Source organism: Kitasatospora sp. NPDC059812, assembly GCF_042732075.1.
Taxonomy (GTDB): domain Bacteria; phylum Actinomycetota; class Actinomycetes; order Streptomycetales; family Streptomycetaceae; genus Kitasatospora.
Genome location: NZ_JBHWIO010000001.1, coordinates 113261 through 136687 on the forward strand (window position 1 = coordinate 113261; position 23427 = coordinate 136687).

The following is a 23427-nucleotide window of genomic DNA, read 5'->3' on the forward strand; positions in this document are numbered from 1 at the left end:
GGGGATTCGGCGCCCCCCCCCCCCCGCCCGCGGGGGCGGGCCCCCGGTGCACCAACGCGGGGGGGGCCTGTCGATCGACTGCCCGCCCCGGCGTTCTCGTATCCGTGCGACGGCCCGTTCGCTCGGGCCCCGTTCAGGACTCCCTGGGGTCCTGCTCGGACTCCGGCTTGCGCTTGCGCCGGGAGACCACCCGCCGCACCGGGCCGGTGACCGCGGTGGACACCCGGCCGACCCTGGTGCCGACCGCCTCCCGGGCCGCCCGCAGGGCGTCGGAGATCCGCCACCACAGCTGGGCCGAGGACGGCGGCAGCAGCACCGCCCTGGTTCGCCCGGCCCGGCTGGCGGTGGCCCGCAGGCCCTGCCGGGCGGTCCGGACGTCGGCCGACAGCGGGGCGGTGGTGACCTGGCCGGCCGGGGCGTAGAGCACCCGTTCGGTGGCCAGCGCCAGCCGACCGGCCGCCGCCGCCGAGTCCGCGTCCAGCTCAGCCTTCTCGGTGATCCGCCGGGCGGCCGAGCGCGGGGTGTGTGACTCGTCCGGGGGAATTCCGACGTCCCAGGCGGAGTCGATCAGCTCGTCCCAGGCGGCCAGCACCTGGGCGTCGGTGAGCTCGGCCGGGCCGCCGCCGGGCCCGCGCCGGCCGCCGGAGCCGAGCCGGCGCCGGCGCAGCGCCGACCGCCAGAGCATCGGCACCAGCAGCAGCGCGATCACCAGCACCACCACGGCGGCGCTGCCCAGGACCTGCCCGGACAGCAGCCAGGAGTCCTCGGCGGCACTGCTGACGGCCTTGCTCTTGCCGCCGCACTCACCCAGCTGGCGCTGCTTCGCGTCGCAGCCCTTGCTGTCGGTCGGCGCCGGGACCGGCGCCGAGCTCTGCGCGGAGGCGGTCGGCTGCTGGGACGGCGCGGTGGTCGCGGTGGTGGACTGCTCGGTGTAGCGCGGCTGGTTGCCGCGGCTCGGGGTGGGCTCGAAGCGCAGCCAGCCGTAGCCCGAGAAGTACAGCTCGGGCCAGGCGTGGTACATCCGGCCGGTCACCGAGTAGACGTTGCCGCCCTTGGCGTCGCCGGGGGTGAAGCCGACGGCCACCCGGGACGGGATCTTCAGGGTGCGGGCCATCGCCGCCATGGTGGAGGCGAAGTGGACGCAGAAGCCCTTGCGGTCGCGCAGGAAGACCGCGATCGCGTTGCTGCCGGTGCCGCCGTTGACCGCGGTGTCGTACTGGAACTGCGGGCCGGTGAACCAGTTCACCAGCGCCATCGCCCGGTCGTAGTCGTTCGTCGCCTTGGCGGTGACCTCGTGGGCCTGCTGCGCGACGACCGGCGGGAGGTCCTGGGGGAGGCTGGTGTAGTGGTCCCGGATGTCCTGCGGCGCGGTCGAGGCGGTGCGCAGCTCGTTCGCGGTGGGCCGCAGGTCCAGGGCGCTGACGTGGTAGCGCAGGCCGCGGATCGCCCGGTCGTTGGTCGGCAGGACGGTGCGGGTGAGCGGGTCGAGCTTCCAGTCGGACCGGTTGGGGACCTGGACGGAGGCGGCCGGGTAGGGCATCGGCAGCCAGCTCTTCTCCAGCCGGTCGCTGATCTGGAAGTCGCCCTCGATCCGGGGGAGGTTGGCGTCCCGCAGGCCCTCGGGGGCAGGGAAGGAGGACGGGAGGTCGTTGACCGTGCTGCTGCCGAGCCGCCAGTTGGTGCCGTCGAACTGGTCCAGTGCCCCGGTGCGCAGGTAGACTTGGTCGGCGATTTCGCTGTCCAGGGTGTAGGTGAGCAGTTCGTTGTTGGTGGGCTTGGTGACCGCCGACTCCAGGCTGACCAGCGGGTCGAGGCTGGTGGCCGACCCGATGGAGCTCCTGCCCGAGGACCCGCCGGAGTCGGGGCTCAGCAGGCCGGAGTCCCAGTGCGGCAGGACGACCGGTAGCAGCAGCGCCGCGACCAGCGCGAGGACGCCGACCTGCTGGCCGCCCGGGCTGACCCGGCCGGAGCTCGTCCAGTCGCGCGAGCCGCCGTGGAAGACCCGGCCCCAGCGGGAGACCCGGTCCTGCCCCTCGGCGAACAGCAGCACCAGGTAGCCGGCCGACGCCAGGGCGAACCAGAGCCAGCTGCCGTGGTCCCCGGAGAGCCCGTTGCCGACCGAGTACAGCGCCAGCAGCGGCAGCCCGGCCAGCGCCGAGCGCCGGTACGTCACCGCGACGGTGTCCACCACGACGGCGACCAGGCCGACCGCGGCGACCAGGATCAGCCGCAGGCCCGGGTTGGGCGGCGCCGGGATGGCGTACACCTGGATGTCGTCCAGGCCGGAGCGGACGACGTGGTCGAGGGCGCGCAGCGAGGACGGTCCGGGCAGCACGCCGCCCAGCAGCGAGCCGGAGCCGGCGAAGCCGATCAGGATCAGCAGGAACAGCACCAGCAGCTGGCCGACCGGCACCGTCCAGCGGTACAGCGGGGCCCGCCGCAGGCCCGCGCCGACCGCCGCGATCACCGCGATCACCAGGAAGGCGTGGGTGACCCAGCTCCTGGTGGTGAGCAGCGGGGTCAGGCAGAGCGACGCGAGGGCGGTGGCCAGCGCCGAGTAGACGGTCAGTTTGGCCCGGGTGGTCACGCGCCGGTCTCTTCTCGGTAGGGGGAGGTCGTCTTGGCGCCGTCGGCGGCCTGCCAGAGGTCCGGGACGGAGTCCCCGGAGCTGGCCGGCAGGACGGTCCAGCCGGCCTCGCGCAGCTGCCGGACCCGGTTGCGGAACTCGTCGCCGCCGGTGTTGGGGGCGAGCATCCGCAGGCCCGCCCAGGTGCCGGTGTCGAGGAGGAACGCGACGGCCCCGCCGGTGCGGTTGCGCAGCCGGGCCAGCCGGGCGGTCTGCGCCTCGTCGAGTTCGCCGAGCACGGCGACCAGCAGTCCCTCGCCGCCGGCGCGCAGCGGCTCCTCGGCTCGGGAGAGGCCGCCGCCGTCGGACAGGTCGGCCACCGCGAGCGCGTCCAGGATCAGCCCGGAGGCGTCGGCCGCGGTGTTGCCGCCGCCGGGGCCGGGCACCCACTGGCCGGTGTCGGTGAGCAGTTGGGTCTGGTAGCCGCGTTCCAGCAGGTGCGCGGCGACCGAGGCGGCGCAGCTCACGGCCCACTCGAAGGAGGAGGCGGGGCCGCTGCCCCGGTGGCCGATCTCCCGGGTGTCCAGCAGGACGGTCGCCCGGGCCCGCTGCGGCTGCTCCTCGCGGCGCACCATCAGCTCGCCGTACCGGGCGGTGGACTTCCAGTGCACCCGGCGCAGGTCGTCGCCGGGCCGGTACTCGCGCAGGATCACGTCGTCGTCGCCGGCCAGCGCCAGGGTGCGGGCACGGCTCTCGCCCTGGCCGCCCCACTCGCCGCTCAACCGCACGTGCGGCAGGGCCTGGACCTGGGGGACGACGGTGAGGACGTCGGAGGCGGAGAAGGAACGGTTCACCTCGCACATCCCGAACGGGTCGGACAGCCGCAGCTGGAGCGGCCCGAGCGGGTAGCGGCCGCGCAGGTCGGAGCGGACCCGGTAGGAGACCTCGCGGTGGCCGCGCGGCTCGACCCGGTCCAGCACGAAGCGCGGGCGCGGCCCGAGCACGTACGGGACCTTGTCCTCCAGGAGCAGCAGCCCGGTGGGCACCCGGGAGACGTTGTCGACCCGCAGGTGGACCCGGGCCTCCTGGCCGGCCACCGCGCGGCGCGGGCTCAGCCGGCGGCCGCTGGCCACCCGGTAGCGGGTGTTGGCGACCATCAGCGCGGCGGCCAGCGGCAGCGCGGCGAGCAGCACGCCGACGCGCAGCAGCGCGTCCTGGTCGAGCAGGTAGGCGCAGCCGACCGCGGTGACGCCGGCGGCGAGGAAGGAGCGCCCCCGGGTGGTGAGGCCGCGCAGCCCGGCCCGCAGTCCTGACGTCGGGTCGGACGGGGCCACCTCAGCCCCTCCGGACGGCCGGGCCGCCCTGCGGGCGCGGCAGCGGCAGCCGGGCGACCAGGTCGGTCACGATCTGCTCGGCGGTGCGGCGGCTGAGCTGGGTCTCGGCGGTCGGCATCAGACGGTGCGCGAGGACGGGCACGGCCAGGCGCTGGATGTCGTCCGGGGTGACGTAGTCGCGCCCGTCGAGCGCGGCGGCGGCGCGGGCGGCCCGGACCAGGTGCAGGGTGGCGCGCGGCGAGGCGCCCAGACGCAGTTCGTGGCTGGTGCGGGTGGCGCCGACCAGGTCGACGGCGTAGCGGCGGACCGGGTCGGCGATGTGCACGCTGCGCACCAGGTCGACCAGCTTGAGGATGTCGGAGGCGTGCGCCACCGGCTGGAGGTCCTCCAGCGGGCTGGCGCCGGAGTGCACGTCGAGCATCGCGAACTCGGCCTCGGGGCTGGGGTAGCCGATCGAGATCCGGGCCATGAAGCGGTCCCGCTGGGCCTCCGGCAGGGGGTAGGTGCCCTCCATCTCGACCGGGTTCTGGGTGGCCACGACCATGAACGGCGAGGGCAGCTCGTAGCTGGTGCCGTCGATGGTGACCTGGCGCTCCTCCATCGACTCCAGCAGCGCGGACTGGGTCTTGGGCGAGGCGCGGTTGATCTCGTCGCCGACCACGATCTGCGCGAAGATCGCGCCCGGGCGGAACTCGAAGTCGCGCTGGTGCTGGTCGTAGATGTTGGTGCCGGTGACGTCCGAGGGCAGCAGGTCGGGCGTGAACTGGATGCGGCGGACGGTGCAGTCGACCGAGCGGGCGAGTGCCTTGGCCAGCATGGTCTTGCCGACGCCGGGCACGTCCTCCAGCAGCAGGTGGCCCTCGGCGAGCAGGACGGTCAGTGCGATCCGGACGGCCTCCGGCTTGCCCTCGATCACGCTCTCGATGTTGGCGCGGATCCGGTCCACGACCGCGGCGAGCTCGGGAAGTCCGGCCCGGTGGTACCCGTCCGTCCCCTGGTCGCCCCCCGCAGAACTGCCGAGACCGGCCTGATCGCTGTAGCTCGTCACCCGTATACGCTCCCTGGCACCCTGTGCCCGCCTCACCCCGAGGCCGGACCCCACCCCATGCTTGACGCGGCCTTCCCGGGGGCGGTTCCGTCGGGGATCCGGCGCCGGGACAGCGGCCTGCGGCCTGGCCGCCCCAGGTGGTTCGGGGTCTGACCGGCAGGCGCATTCTCCCCTGACCGGTGACCAGAAGTCACCCTCGGGAGGGCCCCGGATGCCCGGACGCCGTTGGCCGGGCGGTGCACGGTGCGGGGGCGGTGGTGCGGTACGGGGTTCAGTGGATTTCGCGCAGGAGCCCGGTGTGGACGTCGAAGACGAAGCCGCGGACGTCGTCGGTGTGCAGCAGGAAGGGCGAGGTGCGGACCCGCTGCATGGACTGGCGGACGTCGCCGTCGAGGTCGACGAAGGCCTCCACCGCCCACTGCGGGCGCTGGCCGACCTCCAGTTCCAGCTCGCGGCGGAAGTCCTCGGTCAGCCCGAGCAGGCCGCAGCCGGTGTGGTGGATCAGTGCGACCGAGCGGGTGCCGAGGGCGCGCTGACTGATGGTGAGGGAGCGGATGGTGTCGTCGGTGACGACGCCGCCCGCGTTGCGGATGACGTGGGCGTCGCCCAGTTCGAGGCCGAGCGCCGCGAACAGGTCGAGGCGGGCGTCCATGCACGCCACCACGGCGATCTTCTGGACCGGGCGGGCGTCCATCCCGCCGTCCCGGAAGGTCACGGCGTACTCGCGGTTGTCCGTGACGAAGCGGTCGATGATGGCGGGTCGCGGGGAGTCGGCAGCGTCGGTCGGCGTCGGCCGGTCGGGGGTCACTGTCATGGTGGCGACGTTAGTGCGATTCGGGCGCCCGCGGTGGGGAGGAGAGCTACAGATCGGGCCGCTGTGATCGAGCGCATAGCCACAACGGGCCGACCGCTCCACGCGTTCGGGAGGGTTTGTCCGGGCTGGTCCCGGAGCGCCCGCGGGGCGGGTGCGCGGGTGGGGCGCGCGGCCGCTCCCGCAGGCCCCCGGCCGGCACCTCCGTGGGGCCAGTCCCATGGCTGCGACCTGCGGTGATCCGTACCGCCGCCCGGGTGGTGCGCCGGAGCGGACCATTGACTGGCGGGGTCCGCGCGATAGAGTTTGCGGCGCAGTGGAGCACACCCGCCGGATCCCGTCAACCGGGCTTTTCCGGCCCGGGTGGCCCGGTCGATGCGGCCCGTGGCCTCCACCCGCTCCGTGCCCACCTGGCGCACCTTCCCCGGCGCCGGGCGGTCACGATCTTCCCCTTGGAGCGGGCGGGGACCACGGGCCGCGTCGTCGCGTCGTGCAGTGGTGGGCGAGAATGGTCGAAGCTCCCGGTCGTCGGGCTGCTCCGCACCTGAGGAAGGGCGCCACCGCGCATGACCACCAACGATCCGGGCCCCAAGCACGTTCCGGTCATGCTGCAGCGGTGCATGGACGCCCTGGCTCCGGCGATCTCGCGCCCCGGGGCGGTGGTGGTGGATGCCACCCTCGGCCTCGGCGGGCACAGCGAGGCGCTGCTCACCCAGTTCCCCGAGGTGCGGCTGGTCGCGGTGGACCGCGATCCGCAGGCGCTGAAGCTCTCCGGTGAGCGGCTGGCGCCCTTCGGCGACCGGGCCACCCTGGTGCACGCCGTCTACGACGAGATCCCCGAGGTACTGGAGCGCCTGGACATCGACCGGGTGGACGGCGTCCTGTTCGACCTCGGCGTCTCCTCGATGCAGCTGGACGAGGCCGATCGCGGTTTCGCGTACGCGCAGGACGCGCCGCTGGACATGCGGATGGACCAGACCCGGGGGATCAGCGCGGCGGAGGTGCTGAACACCTACAGCCACGGTGCCCTGGCCCGGATCCTCAAGGTCTACGGCGAGGAGCGGTTCGCCGGGAAGATCGCCTCGGTGATCCTGCGGGAGCGGGAGAAGGAACCGTTCACCAACAGCGCGCGTCTGGTCGAGTTGGTGCGGAACGCCATTCCGGCGGCGACCCGCCGGACCGGCGGGAACCCGGCCAAGCGGACGTTCCAGGCGCTGCGGATCGAGGTCAACGGCGAGCTGGAGGTCCTGGACCGGGCGATCCCCGGAGCGCTGGAGGCCCTGGCGATCGGCGGTCGGATGGTCGTGATGTCCTACCAGTCGCTGGAAGACCGGCTGGTGAAGCAGTACTTCGCCGCCGGGTCGACCAACACCGCGCCGCCGGGGCTGCCGTTCATCCCGGAGGAGCACCAGCCCTGGCTCAAGCTGATCACCCGTGGTGCCGAGCAGGCCACGGAGGAGGAGATCGAGGAGAACCGGCGCGCCGCGCCCGTACGGCTGCGGGTGGCGGAGAGGATCAGGGACCGTAGCAAGCGGGGCTGAAACGTTGGCCCCGGCGGGGTCCGAAGGGCGGAGGAGAGCAGTGGGGCCGGTGGCCGGTGAGGTCCGGGCGGGGCGGGGATCGTTCCCCGGACAGGGCAGGGCGCGGATCACGGTCCGGCCGGGGCGGCGTCCGGTGCGGGGCCGCACGCCGTTCGCGGTGCTCGTGGTGGTGCTGCTCGCGGCGGGGCTGCTCGGGCTGCTGGCGCTGAACACGGCGCTCAACGAGGGCTCCTTCGAGCTGTCCCGGCTGCAGAAGCAGACCACCGTGGCGACCGACGAGAAGCAGGGCCTCCAGCACCAGATCGACCAGAGCTCGGCGCCGGACGCGCTGGCCCGGCGGGCCGCCGAGCTGGGCATGATCCCGGCCGGCGGGATGGCCTTCCTGGACGTCCCGAACGGCGGCAAGGTGATCGGCACGCCCGGACCGGCGCAGGACAGCCCGCCGGTCAAGCGTTCGACGGTCGACCCGTGGCCGATGAAGCAGCCGGCGCCGAGCGCCCCGACGGGTGCGCCCCCAGGTGCACCGAGTCCGGCGGCGACGGCCGGTGACTCCGTGGTCCAGATCAACCCGGCCTCCCCGGCCGCGCCCGCACCGTCGACCGGAGGTGCGGGCCGATGAGCACGCCACGTCAGCCGTCCGGAGGCTCCGGCAACGGCCGCCGCCAGCCGTCCAAGGGCGCCGCGCCCCGCGCGGCCGCGCCGCGCGGCCAGTCCGCCGGCAAGGCCCAGCCCGCGAAGGGACAGCCCGTCAAGGGACAGTCCGCGAAGGGACAGCCCGTCAAGGGGCAGCCCGCGAAGGGGCAGCCGGCCAAGGGCCAGCCCGCCAAGGCCGCCGCCGCCCGTACGCCCCGGGCACCGCAGCAGCGCCGCCCCGAGGGCCGCCCGCCGGCCCGGAGCCAGGCCGCCGTCCGGCCGCGCCGCCCGCAGCGCCCCAAGGCGCTCCGGCTGGCCGAGCCCAAGCGCCGCCTGCGGGTGATCACCGTGGTGATGTCGCTGGTGTTCTCGGTGTTCGCCGGCCGTCTGGTGCAGCTCCAGCTGCTGGACTCCGACGCGCTGGCCGCCGACGCCAACACCAACCGCTACCTGAACATCCCGATCACCGCCGAGCGCGGCTCGATAACGTCCTCCGACGGGGTGGCGCTGGCCGCCACCGTCGACGCGTACGACATCACCGCCGACCCGGCGATGTTCACCCCGGCGGCGACCGGCATCCCGGACGCCCCGGAGCAGGCGGCCGCCCTGCTGTCGCCGATCCTCGGCGTGCCCAAGGACAAGATCGCCGCCGACCTGCACACCCCCAAGACCCGCTACAAGCGGCTCGCCGCCCAGCAGACCCCGGCCACCAAGAGCCAGATCAGCGACCTCAAGGCGGGCCTGGAGAAGCAGGCCGGCTCGCGGACCTGCCAGGCCCAGAAGCGGCTGCTGACCAAGGCCGCCGACCAGGGCGGACGCACCCGGGTCGACAACGAGTGCGCCAACCCGCTGGCCGGGGTGTTCAACCGGGAGACCCAGAAGCGGATCTACCCCGCCGACGGCCTGGCCGCCAACCTGGTCGGCTTCGTCAACGGCGAGGGCGAGGGCGCCGGCGGCCTGGAGCTCCAGTACCAGAAGCAGCTCGCCGGCAAGGACGGGCACAGCAGCTACGCCCAGGCGGGCGGCCGGCTGGTGCCCACCGCCGGGGGCTCGATGGACCCGGCCGTGCCCGGCACCGACGTGAAGCTGACCATCAACCGGGACATCCAGTGGGCCGCCCAGCGGGCGCTCACCGACCAGGTCGCCAACTCCGGGGCGGAGAAGGGCTACGTCGTCGTCCAGGACGTGAAGACCGGTCAGGTCCTCGCGATGGCCACCGCGCCCGGCTTCAACCCGAACGACCTCAGCACCGCCAAGCAGTCCCAGATGGGCAACGCCGCGCTGGTCGACGCGTACGAGCCGGGCAGCACCGCCAAGCTGATGACCCTGGGAGCCGTTCTGGACACCGGCAAGGCCACCTGGGACACCAAGGTCACGGTGCCCTACCCGCTGGTCCGGGCCGGCCAGCAGTTCAAGGACGACGTCGTACACAACACCTGGTACCTGACCCTGGCCGGGGTGCTGGCCAAGTCCTCCAACATCGGCACCATCGAGGCCATGGAGACGCTCGGCGACGGCGACCAGCTGAAGGCCAACCAGATCCTGGACAGCTACATGCGCAAGTTCGGCGTCGCCCAGCCGACCGGCCTGAACTTCCCCGGCGAGACGGCCGGGAAGCTCAAGAAGCCGGAGGACCTGGTCGCCTCGGAGAAGTACAACACCTCCTTCGGCCAGGGCCCGATGCAGATGAACGCGCTGCAGGCCACCTCGGTGTACTCGACCATCGCCAACGGCGGCGTCCGGGTCGCGCCCAGCATCGTCCAGGGCACCACCAGCCCGGACGGCAAGTACACCGCGACCCCGCCGGGCGAGCAGACCCGGGTGGTCAGCGAAGAGACCGCCAAGACCCTCACCTCGATGCTGGAGTCGGTCGTCGACGACGAGCAGGGCACCGGCGGCAAGGCCGCCATCCCCGGCTACCGGGTCGCCGGCAAGACCGGCACCGCCAACCGGGGGGCCGCCAACGGCGTCGGCTACGACGGCTACACCGCCTCCTTCATCGGCTTCGCCCCCGCCGACGCCCCCCGGTACACCGTCTCCTGCACCCTCCAGGGGCCGGTCAACGGCCACTTCGGCGGCCAGCTGTGCGGACCGGTGTTCAAGCAGGTGATGGAGTTCACCCTGAAGACCATGCAGGTCCCGCCCAGCGGCAGCGAGGCGCCCAACCTGCCCGTCGAGTGGAAGCCGTGAGCGAGCATGAGCAACGAGCGGGTCGGGCCGGACGGCGGCGCGGCGAAGGGCCGGTTTGGCCCTGGACACCCTTCGGCGGATAGCCTTCCCGCCGTGCCGAAACCCGATCAAATCACCGTGAGTCCGCCCCGCCCGGCCGGGACCGCCGCCCTGCCGCTCGCCGAACTGGCCCGCCAGCTGGGCCTCGACCCCGTCGAGGGGGGCCTCGTCAGCGGCGTCACCCACGACTCCCGGGCGGTGCGCCCCGGCGACGTGTACGTGGCCTTCCCCGGCGCCAACCACCACGGCGCGGCCTTCGCGGCCCAGGCCGCGGCGGCGGGCGCGGCGGCGCTGCTCACCGACCCGGCCGGCGCCGAGCTGGCGGCCGGCACCGGCCTGCCGCTGCTGGTCGTCGACCGGCCGCGGGCCCGGATGGGCGAGCTCGCGGCAGCCGTCTACGGCCGCCCCTCCGAGCGGCTGCTGATGATCGGGCTGACCGGCACCAACGGCAAGACCACCACCTCCTACCTGGTCGAGGGCGGCCTGCTCGGCGCCGGGCGCGCCCCCGGGGTGATCGGCACCGTCGAGATGCGGGTCGGCGACGAGCGGATCAAGAGCGAGCGCACCACCCCCGAGGCCACCGACCTGCACGCGATCCTCGGCGTGATGGCCGAGCGCGGCGCGGACGCGGTGACCATGGAGGTCTCCAGCCACGCGCTGGTCTACGGCCGCACCGACGGGGTGACGTACGACGTCTCCCTGTTCAACAACCTCACCCCCGAGCACCTCGACTTCCACCCGGACATGGAGGACTACTTCCAGGCGAAGGCCCGGCTCTTCCAGCCCGGCAAGTCCCGCCACGGCGTGGTCAACGTGGACGACGAGTACGGCCGCCGGCTGGCCGCCGAGGCCAAGATCCCGGTGACCACCTTCTCCGCCACCGGCGCCGTCGAGGCCGACTGGCGGGCCGTGGACGTCCAGCTCGGCCCGGTCGGCTCCACCTTCCGGGTGCTCGGCCCGGACGGCGCCGAGGCCGACGCGGCCGTGCCGCTGCCCGGCCCGTTCAACGTGGCCAACGCGCTCGCCGCGATCACCCTGCTGGTCGCCGCCGGCCTGCCGCTGGAGCGGGCCGTGGCCGGCGTCGCCGCGGTGCCCGGCGTGCCGGGCCGGCTGGAGCGGGTGGACGCCGGACAGGCGTTCGTCGCCGTGGTCGACTACGCGCACAAGCCGGACGCCCTCCAGGCCGTCCTCGGCTCGCTGCGCGAGGTCACCAAGGGCCGGCTGCACGTCGTCGTCGGCTGCGGCGGAGACCGCGACCCGCACAAGCGCGGCCCGATGGGCGCCATCGCCGCCCGGCTCGCCGACACCGCCCTGCTGACCAGCGACAACCCGCGCAGCGAGGACCCGCTGGCGATCCTCGCCAGCATGCTGACCGGCGCCGCAGCGGTGCCCGAGGCCGAGCGCGGGACCGTCCTGGTCGTCCCCGACCGGGCCGAGGCGATCCGGATCGCCGTCGCCCGCGCCCACGCCGGGGACACCGTGCTGGTGGCCGGCAAGGGCCACGAACTTGGCCAGTACGTACGAGACGAGATCCGCCCCTTCGACGACCGGGAGGTGCTGCGCGAATCCATCACGCAGACCACGGCCGCCCGGGGCGACCGAGGAGTAGAGCAGCAGTGATCGCACTGACCCTCGCCGAGGTGGCCGCCGCAGTCGGGGGCACCCTGGACGGCGCCGACCCCGGCGCCCTGGTGACCGGCCCGGTCGAGGTCGACTCGCGGAAGGTGCGCCCCGGCGGCCTGTTCGCGGCCTTCGTCGGCGAGCACGTGGACGGCCACGACTACGCCGCCGTCGCGGTCGGGGCCGGCGCCGTCGCGGTGCTGGCCGACCACCCGGTCGGCGTGCCCGCAGTCCTGGTCGACAGTGTGGTGGACGCGCTCGGCAAGCTGGCCCGGACCGTGGTCGCCCGCGCCGAGGGCACCGCCGTCGTCGCGCTGACCGGCTCGGCCGGCAAGACCAGCACCAAGGACCTGATCGCGCAGCTGTTGCAGCGCATCGGCGACACGGTCTACCCGCCCGGCTCGCTCAACAACGAGATCGGCCACCCGATGACCGCGCTGCGGGTCGAGCCCGGCACCCGGCACCTGGTCATGGAGATGGGCGCCCGGCACAAGGGCGACATCGAGTACCTCACCTCGATCACCCCGCCCCGGATCGGCCTGGTGCTGAACGTCGGTACCGCGCACGTCGGCGAGTTCGGCTCGCAGGAGGCGATCGCCGAGGCGAAGGGCGAACTCGTCGAGGCGCTGCCCGCCGACGGCGCCGCGATCCTCAACGCGGACGACCGGCTGGTGCGCGCGATGGCCAGCCGTACCAGGGCGAAGGTGGTCCTGTTCGGGGAATCCCCGGACGCCCACGTCCGGGCGACGAACGTTCAGCTGGACGCCGCCGGACGGCCGTCCTTCACGCTCACCACCCCGGCCGGTTCCGCGCCCGTGCAGCTGCGCCTGTACGGTGAGCACCACGTCTCGAACGCCCTCGCCGCCGCTGCGGTGGCGGTGGAGCTCGGGATGTCCGTCGACGACACCGCGACCGCCCTGGGCGAAGCGGGTGCGCTGTCCCGCTGGCGCATGGAGGTCGTCGACCGGGCCGATGGTGTCACCGTCGTCAACGACGCCTACAACGCGAACCCCGACTCGATGCGGGCCGCGCTGCGGGCGCTGGTCTCGATGGGGGGACGCGGCCCGGAGCGCCGCCGCACCTGGGCGGTGCTCGGCGAGATGCGGGAGCTCGGCGAGGAGAGCCTGGCCGAGCACGACGCCATCGGGCGGCTCGCCGTCCGACTGGACGTCACCAAGCTGGTGGCGGTCGGTGGACGCGAGGCGGCCTGCATGGAACTCGGCGCGAGGAACGAAGGTTCGTGGGGTGAGGAGTCGGTGCTGGTGTCCGACGCGGACGCGGCGGTCGAGCTGCTGCGCAGTCAACTTCGGCCGGGGGATGTGGTCCTGGTGAAGGCGTCCCGTTCGGTGGGGCTGGAGAAGGTGGCCGAGGCCCTCCTCTCGGACGGTGTGGCCGCGTAATGAAGCAGATCCTCTTCTCCGGCATGATCGGCCTGATCCTGTCGCTGGCCGGCACCCCCGCCCTGATCAAGCTGCTCGCCCGGCAGGGCTACGGCCAGTACATCCGTGACGACGGGCCGAAGGCGCACCACAGCAAGAAGGGCACGCCCACCATGGGCGGCATCGCCTTCATCCTGGCGACCCTGATCGCCTACTTCGGGACCAAGGCGATAACGGGCGAGAGCCCGACCGCCTCCGGCCTGCTGGTGCTCTTCCTGACGGCGGGTCTGGGCCTGGTCGGCTTCCTGGACGACTACATCAAGGTGGTCAAGCGCCGCTCGCTCGGTCTGCGGGCCAAGGCGAAGCTGGCCGGCCAGTCCATCGTCGGCCTGGCCTTCGCCGTGCTGGCGCTGCAGTTCCACGACGACCGCGGGCTCACCCCGGCGTCCCAGCACCTGTCCTTCGTGCGGGACTACGGCTGGTCGATCGGCCCCGTGCTGTTCGTCATCTTCGCCTACTTCATGATCGCCGCGACCTCCAACGGCGTGAACCTGACGGACGGTCTGGACGGCCTCGCCACCGGTGCCTCGGTGATGGCCTTCGGCGCCTACACCTTCATCGGCGTCTGGGAGTACGGGCAGAGCTGCGCCTACTCCGTCACCGCGACCGTCAGCTGCTACGACGTCCGCGACCCGCTGGACCTCGCGGTGGTCGCCGCCGCCCTGATGGGCTCCTGCTTCGGCTTCCTCTGGTGGAACACCTCGCCCGCCAAGATCTTCATGGGCGACACCGGCTCGCTCGCCCTCGGCGGCGCCCTGGCCGGCCTGGCGATCTGCTCGCGCACCGAGCTGCTGCTGATCCTGCTCGGCGGCCTCTTCATGATCATCACCCTGTCGGTGATCATCCAGGTCGGCTCGTTCCGGATGACCGGCAAGCGCGTCTTCAAGATGGCACCACTGCAGCACCACTTCGAACTCAAGGGCTGGAGCGAAGTCCTGGTCGTGGTCCGGTTCTGGATCATCCAAGGACTCTGCGTGGCCGTCGGCCTCGGCCTCTTCTACGCGGGATACCGGACCGGATGACGAACCCCCAGTTGATCAATTCGCAGTTCGTGAAGCTGCCCGTCGTCGTCGCCGGGCTCGGCGTCTCCGGCATCAGCGCCGCGCGCGTCCTGCACGGCCTCGGCGCCCACGTCACCGTGGTGGACGGCGGCAGCGGCGCGGGCCTGGCCGCCCGGGCCGCCGAGCTGGAGGCGCTCGGCGTCACCGTCCGCCTCGGCGACGGCGACAGCCTGCCCGAGGGCACCCGGCTGGTCGTCACCTCGCCCGGCTGGGCGCCCGACCGCCCGCTGTTCGCCGCCGCCGCGGCGGCCGGCATCGAGGTCTGGGGCGACGTCGAACTCGCCTGGCGCCTGCGCCGGCCGCTGCCCGCCACCGGCGAGCCCGCCCCCTGGCTGGCCGTCACCGGCACCAACGGCAAGACCACCACCGTCCAGATGCTCGCCTCGATCCTCACCGCCGCCGGCCGGCGTACCGCTGCCGTCGGCAACGTCGGGGTGTCGGTGCTGGACGCGGTCCTCGCCGAGGAGCCCTACGACGTGCTCGCCGTCGAGCTCTCCAGCTACCAGCTGCACTGGGCGCCCTCGCTGCGCCCGCACTCGGCGGTCGTGCTCAACCTGGCCCCCGACCACCTCGACTGGCACGGCTCGATGGAGGCGTACGCCGCCGACAAGGGCCGGATCTACCAGGGCAACACCGTCGCCTGCGTGTACAACCTGGCCGACCCGGCCACCGAGGCGCTGGTCCGCGAGGCCGACGTCGAGGAGGGCTGCCGGGCGATCGGCTTCGGCCTCGGCGCGCCCGCCCTGTCGAACCTCGGCGTGGTCGACGGGCTGCTGGTGGACCGCGCGTTCGTGGCCGACCGGGCCAAGAACGCGGCCGAGCTGGGCGCCGTCGAGGACGTCAACCCACCGGCCCCGCACAACATCGCCAACGCGCTCGCCGCGGCGGCGCTGGCCCGGGCGTACGGCGTCGAGCCGAAGGCCGTCCGGGAGGGCCTGCGGGCCTTCCGCCCGGACGCCCACCGGATCGCCGAGGTCGGCGTGGTCGGCGAGGTCATCTACATCGACGACTCCAAGGCCACCAACACCCACGCCGCCGCCGCCTCGCTGGCCTCCTACCGGCCGGTCGTCTGGATCGCCGGCGGCCTGGCCAAGGGCGCGACCTTCGACGACCTGGTCCAGGGCGCTGTCGGGCGGCTGCGTGCGGCCGTGCTGATCGGCGAGGACCGTGCGCTGATCCGGGAGGCGCTGGAGCGACACGCTCCGGATGTCCCGGTGATCGAGGCGGCCGAGGGCCAGACTGGCGCGGTGGCGATGGCGGAGGTCGTCCGGACGGCCGCCTCGCTCGCCCGGTCGGGTGACACGGTGCTGCTGGCACCGGCCTGCGCCTCGATGGACATGTTCACCAACTACGGCGAGCGCGGCGACCTCTTCGCCGCCGCGGTCCGGCAGCTGGCGGACCGTGGGGAGTGAGCCGAAGGGCCGTGCCGGGCCGAAGCGGCCCGGCGGCGGGTGAGCCGTGAAGAGAGAGTGAGCGGGGAGTGGCTGGGCAGGGCAGGGCGGGTTCCGGAACACCGGAGCGGGAGGCCGCCGAGCCGTGGCGCGTGATCTCGGCCACCACGACCAAGTACAAGTCGGCCGGACCGCTTGCCCGGGTACGGGCCTTCCGGTACCGGGTGCGGTACTGGCTGGACCGGCCGCTCACGCCCTACCTGCTCGTCATCGGCACGACGCTGCTGCTGGTGGTGCTCGGCCTGATGATGGTCTTCTCGGCCTCGCAGATCCTCGCCCTGGGCCAGCACCACTCGGCGCAGTACTACTTCCTCAAGCAGCTGATCGCGGCCATCCTCGGCCTGGTCCTGCTGATCGGCTTCGCCTCCGTGCCGCTGGCGGTGCTGCGGGTGATCGTCTACCCGGTGATGTTCGGGGTGATCGGCGCGCTCGCGCTGGTCGCCGTGCCCGGCATCGGGGTGCGGATCAACGGCAACCAGAACTGGCTGGACTTCGGCTTCTTCCAGTTCCAGCCCTCGGAGTTCGCCAAGCTCGCGCTGGTGCTCTGGGGCGCCGACCTGCTCGCCCGCAAGCAGAAGGCCGGCACCCTCACCACCTGGAAGCACCTGCTCGTCCCGCTGGTGCCGGGCGCCCTGCTGCTGCTCGCGCTGATCATGCTCGGCGGCGACATGGGCACCTCGATGATCCTGGTGGCGATGCTGTTCGCGATGCTCTGGATGGTCGGCGCGCCGCTGCGGCTGTTCGTGGCCACCGTCGGGGTGGCCGTGGTCGTCTGCACCGCGCTGGTGATCACCGTCCCGCACCGGGCGGAGCGCCTGGGCTGCATCGGCGTCACCAAGCCCGACCCCGACGGGGCCTGCTTCCAGGCGCTGCACGGCGTCTACTCGTTCGCGCTCGGCGGAGGCTTCGGCACCGGCCTCGGTGCCGGCGTGGAGAAATGGGGCCAGCTGCCCGAGGCGCACACCGACTTCATCTTCGCCGCGACCGGCGAGGAACTGGGCCTGGTGGGGACGCTGTCGGTGATCGGTCTCTTCGCGGCACTAGGCTACGCGGGTATCCGTGTGGCCATCGGTACGAAGGACCCCTTCGTCAGGTACGCCGCGGGAGCCGCCACCACCTGGATCATGGCGCAGGCCATGATCAACCTGGGGTCGGCGCTGGGACTGCTGCCCATCGCGGGCGTCCCGCTCCCGCTGTTCTCCTACGGGGGTTCCGCCATGCTGTCGGCCATGTCCGCGATCGGAGTGCTGCTGTGCCTGGCGCGCAGCACCTCGGGCGCGAAGGCGGCGCTGGCCGCCCGGAGCAAGAACTCCCGGATCAGGAGACGACTGGCCCGGGTGCTGCCACGACGACGAACCACAGCGCGCCCGGCCCCGGGGCCGGCACGCAGGGAGCGGTGAATTTCGGTGCATGTCGTACTCGCCGGCGGGGGGACCGCCGGTCACATCGAGCCGGCGCTGGCCCTCGCGGACGCCCTCCGCAGGCACGACCCGTCCATCGGGATCACCGCCCTGGGAACCGAGCGCGGACTGGAGACCCGGCTGGTGCCGGAACGCGGCTACCAGCTGGAGCTGATTCCGGCCGTCCCGCTGCCCCGTAAGCCCACCCCCGAGCTGATCACCGTCCCCGGCCGGCTGCGCGGCACCGTCCGGGCCGCCCAGGAGATCATCGAGCGGGTCAACGCGGACGCCGTGGTCGGCTTCGGCGGCTACGTCGCGATGCCCGCCTACCTGGCCGCCAAGCGGGCCGGCGTGCCGATCGTGGTGCACGAGGCGAACGCCCGTCCGGGTCTGGCCAACAAGATCGGCGCCCGCTACACGGACTTCGTCGCGGTCTCCACGCCGGACAGCAAGCTGCGCGACTCCCGGTACATCGGCATCCCGCTGCGCCGGACCATCGCCACCCTGGACCGGGGCGCCGCCAGGCCGGAGGCCCGGCACTACTTCGGCCTCGACCAGCGGCTGCCCACCCTGCTGGTCTCCGGCGGCTCCCAGGGCGCGCGCCGGCTCAACGAGGTGGTCACCGCGATCGCCCCGCGGCTCCAGCAGTACGGCGTGCAGATCCTGCACGCCGTCGGCCCGAAGAACGAGCTGCCGCAGGTCGAGGACATCCCCGGGATGCCGCCGTACCGCGCGGTGCCGTACGTCGACCGGATGGACCTCGCCTACGCGGCGGCGGACCTGATGCTCTGCCGGGCCGGTGCCATGACCGTCGCCGAGCTGGCCGCCGTCGGGCTGCCCGCCGCGTTCGTCCCGCTGCCTATCGGCAACGGCGAGCAGCGGCTGAACGCCCAGCCGATGGTCAAGGCCGGCGGCGGCCTGCTGGTGGACGACGCCGAGCTGACCCCGGAATGGGTGCTGCAGAACGTGCTGCCGGTGCTCACCGACCCGCAGCGGCTGTGGGACATGAGCCGGGCCGCCGCCGAGTTCGGCCGCCGGGACGCCGACGACCTGCTGGTCGGCATGGTCTACGAGGCCATCCAGGCCTCCCGCGGCGGTCGCCGCCGTGGCTGACGGCCGGCTCGCCGACCCGCTGGAGGAAGAGCTGGAGGCCGAGGAGTCCGCTCCTCGGCTCCGGCTCTCCCGGCGGGGCATCGTGGTGCTGAGCGTGCTCGGCGCCGCGGTGCTGGGCGTGCTGGCCTGGGTGGTGTTCTTCTCCTCGGTGCTGGACGTGCGCGAGGTCGCGGTCCAGGGGCCGAAGGACGAGAAGCTGACGGCGGACCAGGTCCGCGAGGCGATCGGCGGGATCGGTGACGGCCCGCTGGCCAGAGTGGACCTGGACGCCGTCCAGCACCGGGTGGAGGCGATCCCCCGGGTGGCGAAGGCCGAGGTGTGGCGGGGCTGGCCGCACACCCTGCGGGTGAAGGTCGTCCAGCGTACGGCGGTGGCGGCCGTCAAGGGGGAGGACGGTCAGTTCACCCAGGTGGACGCCGTCGGCGTGAGCTTCGCCACCGAGGCGGCCCCGCCGGAGGGGGTGCCGGTGGTGGAACTGCGGCTCAGTCAGCAGGCGAAGGACGCGGACGGGGTGATCTCCCGTGCGCAGCTGGTGCAGGGCGCGGTGTCGGTGGCCGCCGGACTGCCGCCCGAGGTGGCGAAGCGGGCCGGAGCGGTGCTGGTGCACTCGTACGACGATATTCAGCTGCAGCTCAGCGGGGGTGCGACGGTGCGCTGGGGGAGCCCGGAGCAGACCGATCGCAAGGCCCGGACACTGGTCGCGTTGATGGCTCAGAAGGGCTCGAACTTCGACGTGAGTGCGCCGGAGGCGCCGGCGGTGTCGGGATGATCCGGTAGGTTCTGTGCCTGAGGGAGGGGTTGACGCTGTGAAGTGTCGGCCCGACCCTTGGTGGTCACCCCGGTTTCATATGCCGGCCGATGATCACATAGGCTCAAAAGAAAAGGGGAAGCTCGGCGTGTTCGTTGAAACACGTGCCTGGAGCCACCTAGTGTCCTGTGTCACCAGACTGTGCCCCCTGGTGATGTGACGGAGGCACAGGACTAACCCTAAAGGTCAAGTTTAGGGTTGGGGTCGGCGGTCGGCATTTCGGACATTCAGTCAGAAACCAGGCTCCCTACCCATCGACATCCGTCGGTACGATCCCCCGTCGGGTCGGACCGACCCGGAAATTCGAGGCGAGAGGCCTTCGACGTGGCAGCACCGCAGAACTACCTCGCAGTCATCAAGGTCGTCGGAATCGGCGGCGGTGGTGTCAACGCCATCAACCGGATGATCGAGGTCGGTCTCAAGGGCGTCGAGTTCATCGCGATCAACACCGATGCGCAGGCCCTCCTGATGAGCGACGCCGACGTCAAGCTCGATGTGGGCCGTGAACTCACCCGGGGCCTCGGCGCCGGCGCCAACCCCGAGGTCGGCCGCAAGGCCGCCGAGGACCACCGCGAGGAGATCGAGGAGGTCCTCAAGGGGGCCGACATGGTCTTCGTCACCGCGGGTGAGGGTGGTGGCACGGGCACGGGCGGCGCGCCCGTGGTCGCCAACATCGCCCGTTCGCTCGGCGCCCTGACCATCGGCGTGGTCACCCGGCCCTTCACCTTCGAGGGCCGCCGCCGCGCCAACCAGGCCGAGGACGGCATCGCGAGCCTGCGCGAAGAGGTCGACACCCTCATCGTGATCCCCAACGACCGGCTGCTGTCCATTTCGGACCGCCAGGTCAGCGTGCTCGACGCGTTCCGCTCGGCCGACCAGGTCCTGCTCTCCGGTGTCCAGGGCATCACCGACCTGATCACCACCCCCGGCCTGATCAACCTCGACTTCGCCGACGTCAAGTCCGTCATGTCGGAGGCCGGTTCGGCGCTCATGGGCATCGGCTCGGCCCGCGGCGAGGACCGCGCCAAGGCGGCCGCCGTGATGGCGATCTCCTCGCCGCTGCTGGAGGCCTCGATCGACGGCGCCCGCGGCGTGCTGCTCTCCATCTCGGGCGGCTCCGACCTCGGCCTGTTCGAGATCAACGAGTCGGCCCAGCTGGTCAGCGAGGCCGCGCACCCCGAGGCCAACATCATCTTCGGCGCGGTCATCGACGACGCGCTCGGCGACGAGGTCCGGGTCACCGTCATCGCGGCCGGCTTCGACGGCGGGCAGCCGCCGGCGATCGTCCGCGACCCGGTGGTCAAGGCCACCCCCGCCGCGGCCACGCCGCCGGCCGCCCCGGAGCGCCCGGCCACCCGGCCGTCCTACGGGAGCATCGGCTCGGTGACGTCCCGCTCGGAGGGGGAGACCCACTCCTCGCCGCGGGCCACCGAGACCGTGACCGCCGCCCCGGTGCCGCCGCAGGTGCAGCCGGTCCGGCAGCCGTACGTCGAGAGCCCGGCGGAGGAGCTCGACGTCCCGGATTTCCTTAAGTGATCGATCACGCCGTACGCGCGGGTGCTCACTTCGCCTTCACCGACAGGTGGGGCGGGGTGAGCACTTCGCCGTACGGGGAGCTCAACCTCGGCGGGGCGGTGGGGGACGACCCGGAGACCGTCCGGGAGAACCGGGCGATCGCCGCCGGGGAGCTCGGGCTCGACCCGGCCGACGTGGTCTGGATGAACCAGGTGCACGGTGCGCAGGTCGCCGTGGTGACGCAGCGCCAGTCGCCGGGGGACGTCCCCACGGTGGACGCGGTGGTCACCGACCGGCCGCTGGCGCTCGCCGTCCTGACCGCCGACTGCACTCCGGTGCTGCTGGCCGACCCGGTGGCGGGCGTGGTGGGCGCGGCCCACGCGGGCCGGCCCGGGCTGGCGGCCGGGGTGGTGCCCGCGGTCGTGCGGGCGATGGTCGAACTGGGGGCCGAACCCGGCCGGATCGCCGCGGCCACCGGCCCGGCGGTCTGCGGTCGGTGCTACGAGGTGCCGGCCGGCCTGCGGGCGGAGGTCGCCGCGGTGGTGCCCGCCGCGTTCGCCGAGACCTCCTGGGGAACACCGGCGCTGGACGTGGCCGAGGGGGTCGCGGCCCAGCTGGCCGCCGCCGGGGTCACCGAGTTGGTGCGGTCACCGGTCTGCACCCTCGAATCCGCGGACCACTACTCCTATCGCCGCGAGCAGCGCACCGGCCGGCTCGCGAGCTACGTCTGGTTGGGCTCTGATCATTGATGACGAACGACATCTACGGACCGTTCCCGGGGAGTCGCGGCGGCCTTCCCGACCAGAGCTGGCTGGAGACCCTGACGGAGGGGCAGCGGGCCCGGTACGAGGAGCTGGGGACCAACCTCGACGTGGTCGAGCGGCGGATCGCCGATGCCTGTGCGGCTGCCGGACGGCCGCGCGACGAGGTCACCCTGGTCGTCGTCACCAAGACCTACCCCGCCGAGGACACCGCGCTGTTGGCCGGACTGGGTGTGACGGATGTCGCGGAGAACCGCGACCAGGACGCCGCACCCAAGGCAGAGCAGTGCAGAAACCTTCCTCTTGACTGGCACTTCGTCGGACAGCTGCAGACCAACAAGGTCCGCTCGGTCGTCCGGTACGCGAACCACGTGCACTCGGTGGACCGGCTGCGGCTGGTCGGGTCGCTCTCCGCGGCGGTGCTCAAGTCCGAGCGCCCGGAGCTGGGTTGCCTGGTGCAGGTGGCCCTGGACAAGGAGCACGGCGAGGGGGCCCACCGGGCCGGAGTCGCTCCGGAGGATGTCGCGGAACTCACGGACGCGATCGCCGACACGCCCGGCCTGCGGCTGGACGGTGTGATGACCGTCGCTCCGCTGGCCGGTCCGCTCGCCGGGGACCCGCTCCGCGCCTTCGAGCGGCTGACGGAAATCGCAACCGCAGTACGCACGACCCATCCTGCTGCCACCATGGTCTCCGCAGGGATGAGCGGTGACCTTGAGCAGGCGATTGCCGCCGGGGCGACACATGTGCGCGTCGGAACGGCGGTACTCGGAGTGAGGTCACCCCTCAGGTAACGTCACCGGGTAGTAGATCAGACTGCAGGACAAAATAGGACAGAATCTAGCAGCTCCTCGGAGCGCTAGCGAACCGTGGATCGCAGCTCCGCGGCCCCCACCCCAAGAACTCTGACCGGCCGTCGGCCTGACGGGCCGTCGTGGGTGGACCGCGGAATCCGCAGGCAGGGCCGCACGGCCTGGCCGCCGGGACGGAGCCGGTCCGCACGGAGCGAGCAGAGCGAGCGACCATCGGAAGGTGCGCGTTTCGCGAAGCCGCCACCGAGCGCCAGCGAGGTGGCTATGAGCGGAGGAGACAGGAGCATGGCCGGCGCAATGCGCAAGATGGCGGTCTACCTCGGCCTCGTGGAGGACGAGACGTACGACGGTCAGGGGTACGACCCTGACGACGACTACGACGCGGACCCCGAGCCGATTCGAACGGGACAGCGGACCGAGGACATCCCCCGGCCGGCCGCCGCGCCCGCCCCGGTCTCCTCGATCACCCCGCAGCCGGTTCCGGCCGCGGTGCCGATCCGGCAGGAGACCCCGAGGATGGCCCCCGTGTCGTCCATCACACCCGAACGCCGCCACAACCTGGAGAAGAGCGCCCCGGTGATCATGCCCAAGGTAGTGAACGAACGAGAGCCCTACCGCATCACCACGCTGCACCCGCGAACCTACAACGAGGCCCGTACCATCGGGGAACAGTTCCGTGGCGGGACCCCCGTGATCATGAATCTGACCGAGATGGACGACACCGACGCGAAGCGACTCGTAGACTTCGCCGCTGGACTCGTCTTCGGTCTGCACGGCAGTATCGAGCGCGTGACACAGAAGGTGTTCCTGCTGTCGCCTGCTAACGTCGATGTCACGGCGGAGGACAAGGCTCGGATCGCCGAGGGTGGGTTCTTCAACCAGAGCTGACCCGGCCACGACTTTACGTGTGGATCTGATCAACAGTGGATTAGCGACAGGTGACGAGCGGCGGGCCCGAGGGCCCGGAACCGGGGAGAGGGAAACGCGATGGACATCGTGTGGGCGGTGCTCTACTACGCCCTGACCGTCTTCCTGGTGTTCCTGCTTGTGCGACTGGTCATGGACTGGGTCTTCCAGTTCGCGCGTTCGTGGCGGCCCGGCAAGGCCATGGTCCTGGTCCTGGAGGCCACGTACACTGTCACGGATCCGCCGCTCAAGCTTCTTCGGCGGTTCATTCCGCCGTTGCGTTTCGGGGGCGTGGCGCTCGACCTGTCCTTCTTCGTACTGATGATCATTGTGTATGTCCTGATCTCGCTTGTGCGGCCCTAGTCGTAGGTGAGCGATG

19 protein-coding genes are annotated in these 23427 nt (G+C 72.5%); 15 read left to right on the top strand and 4 right to left on the bottom strand.

The genetic code is table 11. The annotated features are described in order from the left end of the window. Positions 1 to 133: 133 nt before the first annotated feature. The 4 genes from ACFV6D_RS00520 to ACFV6D_RS00535 all read right to left on the bottom strand — a co-directional run bounded on the left by ACFV6D_RS00520 (position 134) and on the right by ACFV6D_RS00535 (position 5762). Complete coding sequence (locus tag ACFV6D_RS00520) at positions 134 to 2587, bottom strand: transglutaminaseTgpA domain-containing protein (RefSeq protein WP_380557302.1); 2454 nt, start codon at positions 2585 to 2587, stop codon at positions 134 to 136. Further along, positions 2584 to 3900: a DUF58 domain-containing protein gene (locus ACFV6D_RS00525; protein ID WP_363368395.1), complete on the bottom strand. Its 1317-nt coding sequence runs from the start codon at positions 3898 to 3900 to the stop codon at positions 2584 to 2586. The genes ACFV6D_RS00520 and ACFV6D_RS00525 overlap by 4 nt, the downstream gene beginning before the upstream one ends. Before the next feature lies 1 nt (position 3901). After that, positions 3902 to 4846, bottom strand: coding sequence for a MoxR family ATPase (locus ACFV6D_RS00530; protein ID WP_244293604.1), 945 nt, complete (start codon positions 4844 to 4846; stop codon positions 3902 to 3904). 373 nt (positions 4847 to 5219) lie between these two features. Continuing rightward, the gene (locus ACFV6D_RS00535; protein ID WP_063347243.1) at positions 5220 to 5762 is read right to left on the bottom strand and encodes a carbonic anhydrase; all 543 of its coding nucleotides are present in this window, start codon (positions 5760 to 5762) and stop codon (positions 5220 to 5222) included. A 563-nt stretch (positions 5763 to 6325) separates the two neighbouring features. Between ACFV6D_RS00535 and rsmH the strand changes: the two genes are divergently transcribed. From rsmH to ACFV6D_RS00610, 15 genes are all read left to right on the top strand, one after another. Beyond that, the gene (gene rsmH, locus ACFV6D_RS00540; protein ID WP_063347242.1) at positions 6326 to 7300 is read left to right on the top strand and encodes a 16S rRNA (cytosine(1402)-N(4))-methyltransferase RsmH; all 975 of its coding nucleotides are present in this window, start codon (positions 6326 to 6328) and stop codon (positions 7298 to 7300) included. Positions 7301 to 7433: 133 nt separating this feature from the next. After that, a complete protein-coding gene (locus ACFV6D_RS00545) occupies positions 7434 to 7919 on the top strand; it encodes a cell division protein FtsL (RefSeq protein ID WP_380372159.1) in 486 nt (161 codons plus the stop codon). Continuing rightward, positions 7916 to 10123, top strand: coding sequence for a peptidoglycan D,D-transpeptidase FtsI family protein (locus ACFV6D_RS00550; RefSeq protein WP_380557305.1), 2208 nt, complete (start codon positions 7916 to 7918; stop codon positions 10121 to 10123). Before ACFV6D_RS00545 ends, ACFV6D_RS00550 begins: the two co-directional genes overlap by 4 nt. A 6-nt stretch (positions 10124 to 10129) precedes the next feature. After that, on the top strand, positions 10130 to 11782 hold the full coding sequence (locus tag ACFV6D_RS00555; protein ID WP_079135533.1) for a UDP-N-acetylmuramoyl-L-alanyl-D-glutamate--2,6-diaminopimelate ligase: 1653 nt from the start codon (positions 10130 to 10132) through the stop codon (positions 11780 to 11782). Further along, complete coding sequence (murF, locus tag ACFV6D_RS00560; protein WP_380426407.1) at positions 11779 to 13182, top strand: UDP-N-acetylmuramoyl-tripeptide--D-alanyl-D-alanine ligase; 1404 nt, start codon at positions 11779 to 11781, stop codon at positions 13180 to 13182. The genes ACFV6D_RS00555 and murF overlap by 4 nt, the downstream gene beginning before the upstream one ends. Continuing rightward, positions 13182 to 14243 (top strand): phospho-N-acetylmuramoyl-pentapeptide-transferase, encoded by a 1062-nt coding sequence (gene mraY / locus ACFV6D_RS00565; RefSeq protein WP_063347238.1) that lies wholly within the window; start codon positions 13182 to 13184, stop codon positions 14241 to 14243. The genes murF and mraY overlap by 1 nt, the downstream gene beginning before the upstream one ends. After that, a complete protein-coding gene (murD, locus tag ACFV6D_RS00570; RefSeq protein WP_380557308.1) occupies positions 14240 to 15694 on the top strand; it encodes a UDP-N-acetylmuramoyl-L-alanine--D-glutamate ligase in 1455 nt (484 codons plus the stop codon). The genes mraY and murD overlap by 4 nt, the downstream gene beginning before the upstream one ends. A gap of 131 nt (positions 15695 to 15825) precedes the next feature. After that, positions 15826 to 17133, top strand: a complete 1308-nt coding sequence (gene ftsW, locus ACFV6D_RS00575) for a putative lipid II flippase FtsW (RefSeq protein WP_380557311.1) — start codon at positions 15826 to 15828, stop codon at positions 17131 to 17133. A gap of 6 nt (positions 17134 to 17139) precedes the next feature. After that, a complete protein-coding gene (gene murG, locus ACFV6D_RS00580; protein WP_063347235.1) occupies positions 17140 to 18246 on the top strand; it encodes an undecaprenyldiphospho-muramoylpentapeptide beta-N-acetylglucosaminyltransferase in 1107 nt (368 codons plus the stop codon). Continuing rightward, positions 18239 to 19015 (top strand): cell division protein FtsQ/DivIB, encoded by a 777-nt coding sequence (locus ACFV6D_RS00585; RefSeq protein WP_380557313.1) that lies wholly within the window; start codon positions 18239 to 18241, stop codon positions 19013 to 19015. The genes murG and ACFV6D_RS00585 overlap by 8 nt, the downstream gene beginning before the upstream one ends. Before the next feature lie 363 nt (positions 19016 to 19378). Continuing rightward, on the top strand, positions 19379 to 20590 hold the full coding sequence (gene ftsZ / locus ACFV6D_RS00590) for a cell division protein FtsZ (protein ID WP_380341913.1): 1212 nt from the start codon (positions 19379 to 19381) through the stop codon (positions 20588 to 20590). After that, a complete protein-coding gene (gene pgeF, locus ACFV6D_RS00595) occupies positions 20587 to 21318 on the top strand; it encodes a peptidoglycan editing factor PgeF (RefSeq protein WP_380557316.1) in 732 nt (243 codons plus the stop codon). Before ftsZ ends, pgeF begins: the two co-directional genes overlap by 4 nt. Then, positions 21318 to 22124, top strand: a complete 807-nt coding sequence (locus ACFV6D_RS00600; RefSeq protein ID WP_079135532.1) for a YggS family pyridoxal phosphate-dependent enzyme — start codon at positions 21318 to 21320, stop codon at positions 22122 to 22124. Before pgeF ends, ACFV6D_RS00600 begins: the two co-directional genes overlap by 1 nt. Positions 22125 to 22427: 303 nt before the next feature. Beyond that, on the top strand, positions 22428 to 23030 hold the full coding sequence (locus ACFV6D_RS00605) for a cell division protein SepF (protein WP_031071810.1): 603 nt from the start codon (positions 22428 to 22430) through the stop codon (positions 23028 to 23030). Between the two features lie 99 nt (positions 23031 to 23129). Continuing rightward, on the top strand, positions 23130 to 23411 hold the full coding sequence (locus ACFV6D_RS00610; protein WP_063347232.1) for a YggT family protein: 282 nt from the start codon (positions 23130 to 23132) through the stop codon (positions 23409 to 23411). Positions 23412 to 23427 lie beyond the last annotated feature (16 nt).

Bases quoted from the DNA above. Each gene is read 5' to 3' on its own strand.
- ACFV6D_RS00535 (WP_063347243.1), bottom strand. From the start codon at position 5,762: ATGACAGTGACCCCCGACCGGCCGACGCCGACCGACGCTGCCGACTCC.
- rsmH (WP_063347242.1), top strand. From the start codon at position 6,326: ATGACCACCAACGATCCGGGCCCCAAGCACGTTCCGGTCATGCTGCAG.
- ACFV6D_RS00550 (WP_380557305.1), top strand. From the start codon at position 7,916: ATGAGCACGCCACGTCAGCCGTCCGGAGGCTCCGGCAACGGCCGCCGC.
- ACFV6D_RS00555 (WP_079135533.1), top strand. From the start codon at position 10,130: ATGAGCAACGAGCGGGTCGGGCCGGACGGCGGCGCGGCGAAGGGCCGG.
- mraY (WP_063347238.1), top strand. From the start codon at position 13,182: ATGAAGCAGATCCTCTTCTCCGGCATGATCGGCCTGATCCTGTCGCTG.
- murD (WP_380557308.1), top strand. From the start codon at position 14,240: ATGACGAACCCCCAGTTGATCAATTCGCAGTTCGTGAAGCTGCCCGTC.
- ACFV6D_RS00600 (WP_079135532.1), top strand. From the start codon at position 21,318: ATGACGAACGACATCTACGGACCGTTCCCGGGGAGTCGCGGCGGCCTT.
- ACFV6D_RS00605 (WP_031071810.1), top strand. From the start codon at position 22,428: ATGGCCGGCGCAATGCGCAAGATGGCGGTCTACCTCGGCCTCGTGGAG.
- ACFV6D_RS00610 (WP_063347232.1), top strand. From the start codon at position 23,130: ATGGACATCGTGTGGGCGGTGCTCTACTACGCCCTGACCGTCTTCCTG.